The sequence below is a fragment of the Streptomyces sp. NPDC048600 genome, from assembly GCF_055587025.1.
Genome location: NZ_JBVJGZ010000018.1, coordinates 89,973 through 105,171, shown reverse-complemented (window position 1 = coordinate 105,171; position 15,199 = coordinate 89,973). Strand labels below are relative to the sequence as shown.

Genomic DNA, 15,199 nt, shown 5'->3' with positions numbered 1-15,199 from the left:
CCGCGCTTCTATGCCGTCTTGCGCCAGACGGTCATCTCGACCTGCATGAAGGCGAGTTCGGGCAGCGCCGTCGACTTCGTCCGGATCACGAGCAGGGCGATGTCGCCCGAGGAGTGCCGGACACAGATCTGGCTGCCGTTGGCCGCCGCGGCGAGAGGCCAGTGGCGGTAGTCGGAGCCGGTGCCGGAGAGGAGGAAGCCGCACACTCCCCGGGAAGCGGCCTTGTCGCCGAACACCTGCACGAACACGCTGGAGTCGCTGTCCAGTGAACAGCCGACCTCCTCGCAGTCGAAGCGGATGTCGCCCTCGCGGTCCTGGCGCTGCACCGGCTCGCCGAAGCTCAGCGACTTCTGCGCGTCGAGGTACAGGGAGGTGTAGGCGACGGCGCCCGACGCCCCGGAGGCGATCCGGGAGGGGGCGGGGGCCGGGGGAGTACCGGGACGGTCGTCGTCCCCGGTGCCCGACGCCCCACTGCTGGTCGCCGAGGGGCGTACGGACTCCTCAGGACCGTGGGTCGGGGACGCACCCGCGACCCAGTCGCGGAACCCGGCACCCGCGTCCGACGTCACCCACACCAGGCCGGTCGTCAGCAGCGCCGCCGCCGTGACCGCCGCCGCCGAGACCAGCGCGGCACGCCGGCCGCGGAACCATGGCGGCCGGGGCAGACGCAGCGTGGGGGCCGGAACCGGAGCCTGGAGCACCGTGTCCGGCCGTCCCGCGACCTCTCGCCATACGGCCGGTCCGGCACCCGCGTCGGCGTCCGCGCCCAACTGCTCCCGGCACCACCCCAGAACCTCCGCCAGAGTGGCCCGCTCCCGTGGATCGGGCGCGAGACAGCGGGCGATCAGCGGTCGCAGCGGCCCGGGCAGCCGAGCGAGATCGGGTTGCTCATGCACGATCCGGTACAGCACGCCGGGCGCGGAACCGGAGCCGTACAGCGGTTCGCCGAGCGCGGCGAAGGCGGCCGTCTGTCCCAGCGCGAAGACATCGGTCGCCGCGGTGACCTCACCTGCCGTCGCCTGCTCGGGAGCCATGAAGTGGGGCGTGCCGACGGCCGCTCCGGTAGCCGTGTGCGAGCTGAGCCCGGCGGCCAGGGAGATGCCGAAGTCGATCACCCGTGGGCCGTCTGCGGCCAGCAGGACGTTCGACGGCTTGAGGTCGCGGTGCACGATCCCCTCGGCGTGGATCGCCTGGAGCGCCTCGGCCACGCCCGCCATCAGCCACAGCACCGCCGGTACGGGCAGCGGTCCGCCCCGGCCGACAGCCTCCGCCAGGGAGGGGCCGGGCACGTACAGCGTGACCAGCCAGGGCGGTACGCCGTCGCTGTCGGCGTCGATCAGCTCCGCGGTGTACGCGCCCCGGACGCGGCGGGCCGCCTGCACCTCACGGCTGAACCGTCGCCGGAAGTCGGGATCGTCGGCCAGCTCCGGCCGTACCACCTTGATCGCCACCGGCCGCCCACCCTGTGTGTGTGACAGATACACACGGCCCATGCCTCCGGCGCCGAGCCGCGCGGCGAGGCGATAGCCGCCCACGACAGCCGGATCGTCCGCCTCGAGGGACCGGAACACCCCGCTCGCGTCCTCCAACGCCCTGCCTCCCCCTTGTGCCCTGAACTCCCTGGTCAACCGCCGATTGACCAAGCAGAACCCTAAGCGGCCCATGGACGCGGGCTGACCCGGCCCCCTCGGACGCGACCCGCGCGGTCGCCCGCGTCCGGAACCGGGTCAGCGGTAGCCGCACAGGCGTGGGGGAGTGCTGTCCGTCACCGGAACGATCCCGACACCAGAAACCCGAGCTCCCGGGGCACCCCACCGGAAACCCGCCCGGGCCGATCACGCGCCCGGGCGTCCTCACCGTGGCTCCGGCAGTCGTTTGGTTCGTGGTGATTTATGGTGACTCAAGGAGTATGCCCCTACCGGAGGTGCAATGATGCGCGCCGCGGCAGCGACCGTCTCTCTGGCTGTCAGCGTGGCGCTCATCGTCGCGACATCGGCGTGTGACCAGGGCGGGTCGGAGTCGCAGAACGCCGAGTTCGGCGACTGCACGGTCTCGGGACGCTACGGGGAGTTCCAGTTGTCGCCCGAGACGGCGGGCGCCCTCACGGTCAAGACGACTCTGCCCGCTCCCGGCTGGTGGAACGGGGACACGCCGGAGTCCGTCAGGAGCGGCTACGAGTACTGCATGGCCGCCAACATCGCCTACCGGTCCGGTCTCGACCGGGTGAAGGTGGAGAACGCCCCCTTCCCGGACGTCGTGTCCGGCCGGACCGAGGACTTCGACCTGGCCCTGGCGCAGATCACGATCACCCCGGAACGGAGCAAGGTCGCCGACTTCTCCCCGCCCTACCTCTCCTCGACCCTGGGCGTGCTGATCAGGGACGGCGAGAGGATCAACGAGAACAACATCCGTGACGTCCGTATCGGGGTGGCCGAGGGCACCACGGGCGAGGAGTTCGTCGAGAACCGCCTCAAGCCGACCAAGCCCGTCACGGCCTTCGCGAACGACCCGGAGATGATCACGGCGCTGGAGGAGAGGCGGATCGACGCGGTCGTCCACGACACGACGATTCTGCTGGCCTATCCGCAGGAGGAGGAGAGCCGGGTGAGCCTGGTGGGCCAGTACAGGACCGACCAGGGCTACGGTGCCCTGTACCCGAAGGGGTCGTCCAACAGAGAGGAGCTGGACCGGATCATCAGGCAGCTGATCGACGACGGGACCCTCGCCAAACTGTCGGCCGTCTACCTGGGGGCCGCTTTCGGTCAGGACCCGGCCAAGATTCCGTACCTCAAGGTCGACGACGGCTCCTGAACACTCCGGGCGTGCGCCCTGCCCAGGGCGGGCGGTGCGCCCCCGAGGGCAGCCGGTCCGTACCCCCGGCGTGCGCCCCCGGATCAGCCGCTGCGCACCTACTGGCGTGCCCTGAGTCAGCCGCTGCCCACCCCTGGCGTGCGCGCCTGGGCCAGGCGGTACAGGCCGCGTCCCGCCTCACAGGTCCGCCATCAGGAAGGCGCCCAGGTCCCCGGCGCCTCCCGCCTCGAGCGACTGCTCGGCCCAGATGATCTTGCCTCGGTCGGTGTACCGGGTGCCCCAGCGGCGGGACATCTGCGCGACGAGGAACAGACCGCGGCCTCCCTCGTCGGTGAGGGTCGCGCGCCGCAGGTGCGGGGAGGTGCTGGTGCCGTCGGCGACCTCGCAGATCAGGCTGCCGCGGTCGTGCAGCAGTCGCAGACTGATGGGGCTCGCTCCGTACCGGATGGCGTTGGTCACCAGTTCGCTGAGGATCAGCTCGGTCGTGAAGGCGGCCTCGCCCACTCCCCAGGACTCCAGCCTGCGGGTGGCCTCGGCGCGGATCCGGGGGACGGCCGCGGGGTCGGCGGGCACCTCCCACTCCGCGACCTGCTCCCGGTCGAGCAGTCGGGTGCGTGCGACGAGCAGGGCCACGTCGTCGCTCGACCCGCTGGGCAGCATCGCGTCGAGCACCGCCTGGCAGGTGTCGTCCAGGGGGGCGCCGTTCGTTTCGGCCAGGGCGTCCCTCAGCTTGCCGAGCCCGACGTCGATGTCCCGGCCACGGGCCTCGACCAGGCCGTCGGTGTAGAGGACCAGCCGGCTGTCGGCGGCCAGCCGGAGTTCGGCCGTCTCGACCGGCAGACCCCCGCCCACGCCGAGTGGCGGGGCGACGGGGATGTCGGGGAAGGTCACGGAGCCGTCGGGCGAGACCAGCGCCGGACCGGGATGACCCGCCCGGGCGAGGACACACCGCCCCGAGACCGGATCGTAGACCGCGTACAGGCAGGTGGCACCGGTGACGGCCTCGGTGTTGCCCTCGGCGGCCGCGTCCTGGTCGATCCGGGTGATCAGGTCGTCCAGATGCGCGAGAAGCTCGTCCGGAGGCAGGTCCAGGGCGGCGAAGTTGTGCACGGCGGTTCGCAGGCGGCCCATCGTCGCGGCGGCGTGCAGACCGTGCCCGACGACGTCGCCGACCACCAGGGCCACCCGGGCCCCCGGCAGCGGGATGACGTCGTACCAGTCGCCGCCCACCCCCGCCTGGGCGGGCAGGTACCGGTGCCCGACCTCCAGCGCGGACAGCTCGGGGAGCGCGCCGGGCAGCAGGCTGCGCTGGAGGGTGACGGCGGTGGTGTGCTCGCGGGTGTAGCGGCGCGCGTTGTCGATGCACACGGCCGCCCGGGCGGCGAGTTCCTCGGCGGGGGACAGGTCGTCCGCCTCGAAGGGGTCCTGCTCCGAACGCCAGAACTCCACGACCCCCAGCAACTGGCCCCGGGCCTGGAGCGGCACCGAGATCATGGAGTGGATACCGTATTCGATGACCTTCCGGGCCCGTTCCGGGTTCTGGACCCGCCAGCCGTCGGCCTTGGCGAGCTGCGCCACCAGGATCGGCCGGCCGGTCGCCATACCGATGGCCACGGGGTTGCCGGGCGCGTAGCGCATGCGCCTGCCGACCGGGTAGAGGGGCACGTCGTCCCGGATGCCCGTGGACGCGATGCGGTACAGGGCCATGCTCGCCCCGGTCGGTTCACCGCCGCGCAGTACGGGCTCCACCAGTTCGATGGTGGCGAAGTCGGCGAAGCGCGGGACCGCCACCTCGGTCAGCTCCTCGGCGGTGCGCTTGATGTCGAGGGTGGTACCGATTCGCGTGCTGGCCTCGTAGAGCAGTTGCAGGCGCCCGCCCGCCATCTCCGCCCGGCCCGCCAGGGCGCGCAGCTCAGTGGTGTCCCGCAGGGTGGCCACGCTGCCCTCCCTCGGGCCCACCGGCCGTACATTGACCGCGAGCAGGGTGTCCCCGGCCAGGAAGACCTTGTCCGTGGCCGGCTGGCCCGAACCCAGCAGCCCGGCCAGGGCGGGGCTCAGCCCCAGTGCGGTGACCTGCCTGCCCTCGGCCTCCGGCGGCAGGGCGAGCAGCCGACGGGCCTCGTCGTTGACCAGCAGCAGCTTTCCGTCGCCGTCCAGAATGATCACGCCTTCGCGGACCGCGTGGAGCACCGCGTCGTGGTGCTCGTACATACGGGTCATCTCCACCGGCCCCAGGCCCCGGGTCTGGCGCCGCAAACGCCCGCTGACCAGGGCCGACCCGCCTGCGGCCAGCAGCAGCGCGACGCCGCCGGCGGTGAAGATCACCGGCAGCTGGTGCTGCACCACGCTGGTCACCTTGTCCACCGTGACGCCCACGGTGACGAGGCCGACCACGGTGCCTTTGTCGTCGAAGACGGCCACGGTCGAGTCGACCGCCTTGCCCAGGCTGCTGTCGAACGTGGTCTGGTGGGGTTCGCCCTCGAGGGCCTGGCCGTAGGAGGTGGAGACGTGCTTTCCGATCTGGTCCGGGTCCGGGTGGGTCCACCGGAAGCCGTAGGGGCTCAGCGCCACGACGTAGTCGACCCCGGTCTTCTTGCGCACCGCCTCGGCGTGCGGCTGGAGGGCCGCCGTCGGGTCGTCGCTCGTCATCGCCTCCGCGGTGCCCGGGGCGTTCGCGAACGACTCCGCCGCCACCAGTGACCGGTCGCCGGCCTCCTGGATCGCGCGGTTGCGGTCCTGGAAGACCAGCACCACGACGGCCGTGGCGATGAGCAGCAGGACGACCACCAGTTGCAGGAGGAAGACCTGGCCGGCGACGCTGCGGGGCTTCAGCGACGACAGCCCGCGTCGGCCGGCCGAACGGTGACGGGCCTCCGGGCCGCCCTCCGGCGACCCCGCCTTCGGCGGCACTCGGTCGTCCCGTCGGCTCGCCGGGACGTATTGTCCAAGTTTGCCCATTTCCTCAGTATCAGTGACCGGCCCGGCGGGCGCGGCTCAGGACAAGCCCGCACCGGCCCGGCGGGCGCGGCTCAGGGATGAGTCCGCAGGTGCTCCGGTCCCGCGCCATCCGGCGCGTGCGGTGCACCGGGCGACGCCCGTCCTGCCCTGCGCCCGCTGTGACACCCCAGTGCGTCGGGCCGCCGTGAAGGGACGGAAAAGCGCGTGCCGGGGCACAGCTGCCTTGCTACGCTCCCACGCATGATCACGCCTACGCCTCAGCACCGGATGATGCCCCGTCAACGGGGCTGCTGAGCACGGACGCGTACCAATCCGAGGCCCCGGGACGGGGCCTCGCCTGTTGTGCGACCAGGCCTCGCCACCCGGCAGGAGGACCGATGACCGCACGACGCCACTACATCACCACCACCATCCCGTACGTCAACGCCCGCCCGCACCTGGGCTTCGCACTGGAGCTCGTCCAGGCCGACACGCTGGCCCGCCACCATCGCCGACGGGGCGAGCCGGTCCGGCTGCTCAGCGGAACCGACGACAACTCCCTCAAGAACGTCCTGGCCGCCGAAGCGGCCGGTGTCGACGTGCAGTCGTTCGTCGACCGCAACGCCGACGCGTTCGCGGCGCTGCGTGGCCCGCTGGCGCTCTCGTTCGACGACTTCATCCGCACCAGCAGCGACCCGCGTCACCGCGTCGGAGTCGAACGGCTGTGGCGCCGGTGCGCCGCGTCGGGCGACCTCTACCGCAAAGAGTACGAGGGCCTGTACTGCGTCGGCTGCGAGCAGTTCTACACCCCGGGTGAACTGGTCGACGGACGGTGCGCCGAGCACGGCACCGCACCGCAGCCCGTCGCCGAGGAGAACTGGTTCTTCCGCCTGTCCCGCTACGCCGACCGCCTCCATCGGCTGATCTCGAGCGGCGACCTGCGCATCGAGCCCGCCGTCCGCCGCAACGAGGTCCTCGCCCTCATCGAACGCGGCCTGCACGACTTCTCCGTCTCCCGCTCCCACAGCCGCGCCCGCGGCTGGGGCATTCCCGTGCCGGACGACCCGAGCCAGGTCGTCTACGTATGGTGGGACGCGCTCGGCAACTACGTCACCAGTCTCGGATACGGCACCGGCGACAGCGCCTACGAACGGTGGTGGGAAGCCGGCGATCGCCGCGTCCACCTGATCGGCAAGGGCGTGCTGCGCTTCCACGCCGTGTACTGGCCGGCCATCCTGCTGTCCGCCGGACTCCCGGTGCCCACCGACATCCTGGTCCACGACTACCTCACCGTGGACGGCCGCAAGATCAGCAAGTCCGCCGGAACCACCGTCGACCCCGCGGCGCTCGCCGCGGCCCATGGCACCGACGCGGTGCGCTGGTGGCTGCTGCGTGATGTGCCCCGGGTCGGGGACGCGGACTTCACTCCCGACCGGCTGATCGCTCGCGCGGACGCGGATTTCGCCGGAGGTCTCGGCAATCTCGTCCACCGCGTCGTGACCATGGTCCACCGCTTCCGCGGCGGAAGTGTCCCTGCCGGCACGCCCGCGCCGTCCGGGGGACATGCCGGCAGGCTCGCGCCTTCCGCGGGACTCGCGCTGGCGGAGGTCTGCGCGCGGGCGCCCGGCCTCGTCGACGCGGCCCTGGCCGACTTCGACTTCCGGCGTGCCGTCCACGCCGTCTGGGAGATCGTGGAGGAGGCCAATCGATACATCGACGCGACCCGGCCCTGGGAGCTGGCCCGGGAGGAGCGGAAGGGCAGCGCCGAAGCGGCGCAGCGGCTCGACGCCGCCCTCCTCACCCTCGTCACGGCGTGCCGCACGCTGGCCGATGAACTACGCCCCTTCGTCCCCGATGCCGCGACACGGATCACCGCACAGCTGACACCGGTCGACGGGCTCCTGCCCGCGGCACGTCCCCTGTTCACCCGCCTTCAGGAGGTCACGCAGCCGGCGTGACCTCCGGTGCGCCAGGAGCCCGGCCCTCCTCCTCCCGCTCGGGCGCACCCATGGGGTCGCTGCCCGGCGGGTCCGCACATGCGCGTCAGGCGGGTTCGACGGGCAGCCACAGCTCGCAGGTAGCGGTGCTGAAGTCGTCCGCGCGCTCGAGGACGGCGACGATCGAGGGCCCCGGCCGCAGCCGCCACGGGTTGGAAGGGAACCAGTCGGTCGCGGTCGCCGCCCAGGTCGTCTGGAGGGCCTGCGGATGCGGTCCGCCGGTACGGAAGACCGCCCATGCCCCGTCCGGCACCTCGATGGCGTCGAGGCCGTCCGGGGCCGGTGTGTCCCGGCCGAGGGCGACTCCGTGCAGATAGGTCAGTTCGCTGCCCTCCGTGCTGTCGGGATCGAGGTCGTCGCAGACCTGGAGCAGGCCGCCCGGCTCGGTGTCGCCGAGGGCTTTCAGCCGCAGGTGTTCCTCCTGCGGCAGTGAGGCGATGTGGCGCTGGATGTGCGGGTTGACGCCCTGGTGGACGAGCGGGACCCGGGCGGCGTGTCCGACCAGGCGGAACGCCGGCCGGGTGACGATGCGGGTGTCCATGGGAGTGCTCCCTTCGACGGTCAGGCGGAACCTGAGCTGCGGTTGTGTGCGCAAGGGGCCTCCGTTGCGGCGCACTTCACCGGGACCGGCACCGTGGACCGCCCGGAACGCCCGTCCGAACGCCTCGCTCGAGCCGTATCCGTGCCGGACCGCGATGCCCAGCAGGTCTCCCTCGCCCTGGACGACATCGGCGGCGGCCACGGTCATGCGCCGCCGCCGCACGTACTCCGACAGCGGCATTCCGGCCAACGACGAGAACATCCGGCGCAGGTGGTACTCGGTCGTGCCGAGCGCCCCGGCCAGCCTCTGGATGTCGGGCTCCTCGGCGAGGTGTTCCTCGACGAGATCGACCAGCTGGTTGAGTGCCGAGATCATGAGGCCTCCTTTCGACTCCCACCCTGACAGCGGACGCCTCGGCCGTACCCGACCGTTGCGAACCGATCCGATCATGCGCCCCGGCGCACACGGGGCAGACGCATGCCCGCGCCAGCGGTGTCCGATTCTCGCCAGTCCGCGTTAAATGCCTGGACTGAGGATCTCCCCCGACGGGAAACTTCCGACTTCCGAACCCCGGGGGAGTGTGATGAGGACAACAGACACGAGAGGGCCGACACCGGGCAGGAGCGCGGTCGTTCTGGCATTACGCCGCTACGGCCGGGAAATGCTGCGCCTACGACGCCTCGCCCTGCCCGCGCTGCTGCTTCCGGCCCTGGGCAACATCGGCACCCGCTACGTCGCCCCCCTGCTGATCGCCAAGCTGGCCGGGCAGGCCGCCGAGGACGGCGGGCTCACCCTCGGCTCGGCACTGCCGTACGTGCTGGGCTTCGGCGTGACACTGCTGCTCGCCGAGGCCGTGTGGCGGGTCGGGCAGCACTGCCTGAACCGCGTGGACGCCCTCGGCATGGAGCACCTGTACGTCAGCGGTATGGACGAACTCCTCGCCAAGGACGCCGCGTTCTTCCACGACAACTTCTCCGGCTCCCTGACCAAGCGGGTGCTGAGCTTCGGCAGGCGCTTCGAGGACTTCGTCGACACGCTGACGTACCGGATCGTGGGCAGCCTTGTGCCGCTCGCCTTCGGCGCGGTGGTGCTGTGGAGCTACGAACCGATGCTCGTCGTCGGCCTCCTGATGATGATCGCGCTGACCGTGGTCGCCGCGACACCGCTGATCCGGCGCCGGCAGCGGCTCGTCAGCGACCGTGAGGCGGCGATCGCCCGGGTCTCCGGCCATGTCGCCGACAGCCTCACGAACATGGAGACGATCCGCGCGTTCGCGGCCGAGCGGCGAGAAGCCGACGAGCACCGCAGCCGCGTCGCGGACTCCCGGCGCCTGACGCTGAGATCGTGGGACTACGGCAATCTGCGCGTCGACACCCTGATCGCCCCCATGTCCGTGCTGACCAACGTGCTGGGCCTGCTGGTCGCCATCGCCCTCGGCGGACAGGGACAGGGAGTCGAAGAGGTCGTCGTCGCGTTCACCTACTACTCCAACGCCACCCAGATCATGTTCGAGTTCAACCAGATCTACCGGCGCCTGGAAAGCTCGATGACCGAGGCCGCGCAGTTCACCGAACTGCTGCTGGATCCGCCCACCGTGCTCGACCCGACGGAACCCGAACCACTCGCACCGCGGGACACCGGCGTCCACTTCGAGGCGGTGGCCTTCTCCCACGCGGGCGCGAAGCAGCTCTTCGAGGGACTCGACCTGGACGTGCCCGCGGGCGCGCGGATCGGTCTGGTCGGCAGGTCCGGCGGCGGCAAGACCACACTCACCCGCCTCCTGCTGCGCATGTCGGACATCGACGGCGGACGCATCCTGATCGGAGGCCAGGACATCAGCCGGCTGCGCCAGACCGACCTGCGTTCACTGATCGCCTACGTCCCCCAGGAACCCGCGATGTTCCACCGCAGCCTGCGGGACAACATCGCCTTCGCCCGGCCCGGCGCCACCGACGACGAGATCCACGCCGCGGCCGCCGCCGCGCACGTCACGGAGTTCGCCGACCAGCTCCCCGACGGATTCGCCACGTTGGTGGGGGAGCGGGGTGTCAAGCTCTCGGGCGGCCAGCGCCAGCGCGTCGCCCTCGCCAGGGCCATCCTGCGCGACGCCCCGATCCTGCTGCTCGACGAGGCGACCAGCGCGCTGGACTCCGAGAGCGAACTCCTCGTCCAGGACGCCCTGTGGCGGCTGATGGACGGACGTACGGCCCTTGTCGTCGCCCACCGTCTGAGCACCGTCGCCGGTATGGACCGCCTCGTCGTCCTCGACCACGGAAGCGTCGTCGAGCAGGGCACCCACGAAGAGCTGCTGACGGCGAACGGTGCGTACGCCAGGCTCTGGCAGCACCAGTCGGGCGGTTTCCTCGGCGAGAACTCGGAGCCGGACCCCGACGCCGGCGGGCTTCCCGCACCGCCCGACCCGGCGCCGGACGCGGACCGCAGGACACCGCCGCACGCTCGAACGGGCACGGCGGCCACATGACCGAGCCGGGCACGGACGTCCTCGCCCGTCGTCCGTGCCCGCCTCGAGCGGTGTCAGTCCAGGGTGAGCGGTTCGGCGGCGGTGACGTGCGTGAGCTTGGCGGGGTTACGGACGACGTAGATGCCGGTGACGAGGCCTTCCTCGGTACGGATCGCCATGACGCAGTCGATCTCGCCGTCGACGCGCAGGAGGAGTGCCGGATCACCGTTGACGGTGGTGGGCTCGCTGGTGAGCGTGCCGTGCAGCGTCTCGAGGCTGGCGAGGAGGAGGCGGACCACCTTCGCCGGGCCCGTGATGGGCCGCAGAGCGGCACTCTTGACGCCGCCGCCGTCACTGATCAGGACGACGTCGGGGGCGAGCACGTCGAGTACACCCTGAAGGTCGCCGGTCTCCATGGCACGCTGGAACGAGGCCAGCGCCGCCCGGGCCTTGCCCGGGGAGACCACCTCGCGAGGGCGGCGGGCATCGACGTGCTTGCGGGAGCGGTGGGCGATCTGACGGACCGCGGCAGGGGTCTTGCCGATCGCCTCCGCGATCTCGTCGTAGCCGACGTCGAAGACCTCGCGCAGGACGAACACGGCCCGCTCGGTGGGCGAGAGGGTCTCCAGGACGAGTATCACGGCCATGGACAGGCTCTCGGCGAGTTCGGCGTTCTCGGCCACGTCGGGCGAGGTGAGCAGTGGTTCGGGCAGCCAGGGACCGACGTAGACCTCTCTGCGGCGCCGCAGGGCCCGCAGCCTGTCGAGTGCCCGCCGGGTCGTGACACGGACGAGGAACGCGCGCTGGTCCCGGATCTGTGCCTGATCGGCCTCGGCCCACCGCAGCCAGGTCTCCTGGAGGACGTCCTCGGCGTCGGCCGCCGAGCCGAGGATCTCGTAGGCGACGGTGAAGAGCAGGCTGCGGTGGGCGACGAAGGCCTCGGTCGCGGGGTCCTCGGCGTGGTCTCGCATTCTCGAAATCCTTTCACGGTGGCCCGTTCGGGGACGCCGGGCATCGGGGGAGCGGGCGGCACCCTGTCCGTCAGCTCCCGAGGGCTACGCCGTGTGGGCGGGCCGATTCGCGTGCGCGGCCCGGACGCGTTCCTGCCGCGCGCCGTCCTTGGCCTTCTGCACGCGTACGCCGGGCTTGCGCGCCTCGTCGGCGAGCTGCTTGACGGTGAGGGAGACGATGAGCTCCTTCAGCCGCGCGCCGGGGCGGCCGCCGATGTAGAACCGGGTCGGGGTGTCGTCCTTGCGCGAGAACTGGAAGATGCCGGAGCCGCGGCCGAGGCTGACGCACAGCCCGGCGAAGGTGATGCTGATGGCTTCGGGACGCCCGCCCTCGATCCGGCGGAGCACGGCGTCGGCGGCGTGCGGGCCGAGCTTGACGGCGGCCTGGCATCCCATCCGGTAGGCGAGCCCCGAAGGCGAGGCCGCGTCCCCGGCGGCGACGATACGGTCGTCGTCGACGCTGGTCAGCGTTTCGTCGGTGAGGAGTCGGCCCGCCTCGTCGGTGCTGAGGCCGCTGCGTGCGGCCAGATCGGGAACGCCGAAGCCGACGGTCCAGATGGTCAGTTCACCGCGCACCTCGCGCCCGTCGGCGAGGCGTACGGCGTCGGCCGTCACGGCCGCGGCCTTGGTGCCGGGGCCTTCGAGGACGGTCACGCCGAGGGCCGCCAGCCGCTTGGCGACGAAGCGGCGGCCGCTCGGAGGGAGATAGGGGCCGAGCTCCCCTCCGCAGACGAGGGTGACGGTACGGCCCGCCTCGGCGAGCTCGGCTGCGGTCTCGATGCCAGAGGCCCCGCCGCCGACCACCGTCACCCCCGCGGTGGCGGGCGCGGCGGCCACGGCCTGGCGCAGCCGTTCGGCCTCCTCCAGCACCGCGATCGGGTAGGCGTACTTGTCCGCTCCGGGCACCCGGGGCGCGCCGCTGCGGCTGCCGACCGCGTAGATCAGGTAGTCGTAGCCGAGAGTGCCGCCGTCGGCGAGCGAGACGGTGCGCGCCTCCCGGTCGATCGAGACCGCGGTGTCGACCACGAGCCTGACGCGGTCGCTCAGGACGTCCTTGTAGTCGACGACGGCATCGCCGGACCCCGCCACCAGCTGATGCAGGCGCAGGCGCTCGACGAAGGTCGGGCGCGGGTTGACAAGGGTCACGGCCACGCCGTCACGGCCGGTCAGGCGGTTGGCCGCGAGGACTCCGGCGTATCCGCCGCCGATCACGACGACCTCCGTCTTGCCACCGGTGTGCTTCGTCATGGTCTCTGCTCCCATCGTTTCCGGGTTCGCCCATAAGGCGCCTGGCGGAGGGAATTTGTGACACGGTGTGGCTCGGATCACATCCGGTCGCCCCTATGGAGGGGCGCGCGGGGCCGGGGCTTCTCGGGCCGATGCTCTGCGCCAACGGGACGTCGCGCGGACCGCGTCGAAGCCCTGGCGCGTCCCGGACCAGCGAAGACAGCACCACGGCTGTGGTGTCAGTGGGCTGAAGTATTCTTCCCGCCACCGCACACCGACCGTGAGGACCAAGAGACTTGACTGGCCTGTCCGCATTCCCGCTGCCCTTTCACGCATCGCGTTCCATAGCGTTCGCAACACCCCGAACGCTGCGGGAACTTCAGATGTTGCAGTGCAGCGCCCACATTCGGGCGAAGCCGGGGTGGTTCGACAAGATGAACGACGCCGACATCGTCGCCAGGTGGACGCAGGAAGCCGTCGCCCAGGGCCTCACCGAAGCGCAGGTACGGTACGTCCTCGCCGAACTCGTGCATTACGCCGCGCTGCGGGACGGACGCACCGGCGTCGAGGTGTCCGCCGTCGACGGGGTGTGGCAGTCGGACGCGCTGGTCGACGACAAGCTCGGAGCCCGGTTGCGCGAGGCGGTCCGGGTTCTGGAGGAGGTCCCCGAAGCGGACCTGGACTGGCACCCGGGATCGGACGGCCAGGTACTGGACCTGGTTCACCCCTCACTGTTCTGTCTGGTGAACGGGGTGAGCGGCGCGCCCGAGCGGGCTTGGCGGAACCCGACGGACCGCTATTCGCGGTACGAGTTCTCGGAGAAGTTCCAGTGGCTGCCCACCGATGTCGACGTCAGTGCCGGCGGCGATGTCGCCTTCCGTTCGTACGTCAACAACGTCCACCCCGAGAACCATCGCGAACTGGCCTCCGTCCTGCCGGACTTGTTCGCGCGTCTGCGCCCGCTGTTCGAGAACGTGCTCACCGATCTGCGGAATCCGCGGCCCCTGCGGATCGAGGCCGATCCTTATGGCTGGTACGACTCGGAGCCGGAGTATCCGGACAAGTCCTCCTACGCCGATGCGGCGGCCCACAAGGAAGCCCTTCGTGTATGGGAAGCGGCCCAGGACGAGTGGTGGGACAACCGCCGCCCGGTCGTCCCGGACGCCCCTGACTTCATCCCGCCCGCGCTGCCCGACGAATCGGCCCGGGTCGACCTGCGCGGCCGCCGGCTCCAGGTCATCGTCAAGCTCGCCACCATTCAACTCACCCCGGACAAGCCCGAGTACACGGGCGGTTCCTGGCATGTCGAGGGGATGATGAACGAGCGGATCGTCTCGACCGGCATCTACTACTGGGACAGCGAGAACATCACCGAGAGCCGGCTGAGTTTCCGCGCGGCCCTGGACGACCCGGACTATGAGCAGAACGACGACAACGGTCTGCGTGAGGTCTACGGCCTCGAGGACGAGGACGCGCTGAACCAGATGCTGGGTGCGGCATCGACCCCGGCAGGCCGCTGCCTCGCGTTCCCGAACATCCTGCAGCACCGCGTCGGCTCGTTCCGCCTCTCGGACCCCACCCGGCCGGGACATCGCAAGATTCTCGCGTTCTTCCTGGTGGACCCGTCGGAACAGATCGTCTCGACCTCCGATGTCCCCCCGCAGCAGCCATGGTCCTCCACCTCGACCATGACGCTCGAGCAGGCCAAGGAGTACCGCGAGCAGCTCATGCAGGAACGCAAGTTCTTCGTCGACGAACACAACGAGCAGCTCTACGAACGAGAGTTCTCGCTCTGCGAGCACTGAGACGCTCATAGTCGGCTGATGATCGAGCACCCGCGAGAGGGTGCTCATGAGAACGCCGGAGCCGTGGAACCGTTGGCCCGACCTGTGCGTCGAAGGGCCATGGCTGAGAAAATCGGGCGAATCGTTGTTGTCGCTGCGCTGGCTGCTGGGGTACTCACAGGCTGTGCGACGGCCAGTGGTGAAGACGGGGAGACTGTCCGGTCGGCACCGTCCGGTCGGACGTTTCCCTTCGACCTCCCTACACATTGCGGAATCGACGAATTCCGCATCGGCTCCACATACTTCGAAGCGGAAGTCCCCCTCTCCAACGGTTCGGGAAGCCCGCCCGAGGGGTGGGACAACCCCACCCAGCGTGGCGAGATGACCTTGAAGTCCGACACGGAAGCCGTCTTCACCGACGACGCCGGACA

Annotated in this window: 9 protein-coding genes; 4 read left to right on the top strand and 5 right to left on the bottom strand. The window is 70.8% G+C overall.

Annotated features, from left to right (window positions below; all coding sequences use genetic code 11):
- Positions 1–8: 8 nt before the first annotated feature.
- Positions 9–1,589 (bottom strand): serine/threonine-protein kinase, encoded by a 1,581-nt coding sequence (locus ACZ6SQ_RS23890; RefSeq protein WP_469565317.1) that lies wholly within the window; start codon positions 1,587–1,589, stop codon positions 9–11.
- Positions 1,590–1,932: 343 nt separating this feature from the next.
- Here ACZ6SQ_RS23890 and ACZ6SQ_RS23885 point away from each other — a divergent pair, with 343 nt between their 5' ends.
- On the top strand, positions 1,933–2,811 hold the full coding sequence (locus ACZ6SQ_RS23885) for an ABC transporter substrate-binding protein (RefSeq protein WP_469565315.1): 879 nt from the start codon (positions 1,933–1,935) through the stop codon (positions 2,809–2,811).
- A 177-nt stretch (positions 2,812–2,988) separates the two neighbouring features.
- On the opposite strand, the gene ACZ6SQ_RS23880 is transcribed toward ACZ6SQ_RS23885, so the two are convergent.
- Positions 2,989–5,769, bottom strand: coding sequence for a SpoIIE family protein phosphatase (locus ACZ6SQ_RS23880; RefSeq protein WP_469565312.1), 2,781 nt, complete (start codon positions 5,767–5,769; stop codon positions 2,989–2,991).
- 377 nt (positions 5,770–6,146) lie between these two features.
- Between ACZ6SQ_RS23880 and ACZ6SQ_RS23875 the strand changes: the two genes are divergently transcribed.
- A complete protein-coding gene (locus ACZ6SQ_RS23875) occupies positions 6,147–7,706 on the top strand; it encodes a methionine--tRNA ligase (protein ID WP_469565310.1) in 1,560 nt (519 codons plus the stop codon).
- 85 nt (positions 7,707–7,791) lie between these two features.
- Here ACZ6SQ_RS23875 and ACZ6SQ_RS23870 read toward each other — a convergent pair whose 3' ends face one another.
- On the bottom strand, positions 7,792–8,661 hold the full coding sequence (locus tag ACZ6SQ_RS23870) for an AraC family transcriptional regulator (RefSeq protein WP_469565309.1): 870 nt from the start codon (positions 8,659–8,661) through the stop codon (positions 7,792–7,794).
- 208 nt (positions 8,662–8,869) lie between these two features.
- Between ACZ6SQ_RS23870 and ACZ6SQ_RS23865 the strand changes: the two genes are divergently transcribed.
- Positions 8,870–10,768 carry an ABC transporter ATP-binding protein gene (locus ACZ6SQ_RS23865; RefSeq protein WP_469565307.1) on the top strand — a complete coding sequence of 633 codons (1,899 nt, stop codon included), beginning with the start codon at positions 8,870–8,872 and terminating at the stop codon, positions 10,766–10,768.
- A 53-nt stretch (positions 10,769–10,821) separates the two neighbouring features.
- Here the strand turns inward: ACZ6SQ_RS23865 and ACZ6SQ_RS23860 are convergent, their stop codons facing one another.
- Both ACZ6SQ_RS23860 and ACZ6SQ_RS23855 read right to left on the bottom strand, forming a co-directional pair.
- On the bottom strand, positions 10,822–11,718 hold the full coding sequence (locus ACZ6SQ_RS23860; protein WP_469565305.1) for an RNA polymerase sigma-70 factor: 897 nt from the start codon (positions 11,716–11,718) through the stop codon (positions 10,822–10,824).
- 84 nt (positions 11,719–11,802) lie between these two features.
- Positions 11,803–13,005, bottom strand: coding sequence for an NAD(P)/FAD-dependent oxidoreductase (locus tag ACZ6SQ_RS23855; protein WP_469565304.1), 1,203 nt, complete (start codon positions 13,003–13,005; stop codon positions 11,803–11,805).
- Positions 13,006–13,280: 275 nt separating this feature from the next.
- Here ACZ6SQ_RS23855 and ACZ6SQ_RS23850 point away from each other — a divergent pair, with 275 nt between their 5' ends.
- Positions 13,281–14,789, top strand: a complete 1,509-nt coding sequence (locus tag ACZ6SQ_RS23850) for a DUF4246 domain-containing protein (RefSeq protein WP_469565302.1) — start codon at positions 13,281–13,283, stop codon at positions 14,787–14,789.
- Positions 14,790–15,199: the final 410 nt, after the last annotated feature.

Excerpts from the sequence above, each read along its gene's own strand:
- ACZ6SQ_RS23870 (WP_469565309.1), bottom strand. The coding sequence starts at position 8,661 with ATGATCTCGGCACTCAACCAGCTGGTCGATCTCGTCGAGGAACACCTC.
- ACZ6SQ_RS23885 (WP_469565315.1), top strand. The coding sequence starts at position 1,933 with ATGCGCGCCGCGGCAGCGACCGTCTCTCTGGCTGTCAGCGTGGCGCTC.
- ACZ6SQ_RS23860 (WP_469565305.1), bottom strand. The coding sequence starts at position 11,718 with ATGCGAGACCACGCCGAGGACCCCGCGACCGAGGCCTTCGTCGCCCAC.
- ACZ6SQ_RS23875 (WP_469565310.1), top strand. The coding sequence starts at position 6,147 with ATGACCGCACGACGCCACTACATCACCACCACCATCCCGTACGTCAAC.
- ACZ6SQ_RS23880 (WP_469565312.1), bottom strand. The coding sequence starts at position 5,769 with ATGGGCAAACTTGGACAATACGTCCCGGCGAGCCGACGGGACGACCGA.
- ACZ6SQ_RS23865 (WP_469565307.1), top strand. The coding sequence starts at position 8,870 with ATGAGGACAACAGACACGAGAGGGCCGACACCGGGCAGGAGCGCGGTC.
- ACZ6SQ_RS23855 (WP_469565304.1), bottom strand. The coding sequence starts at position 13,005 with ATGACGAAGCACACCGGTGGCAAGACGGAGGTCGTCGTGATCGGCGGC.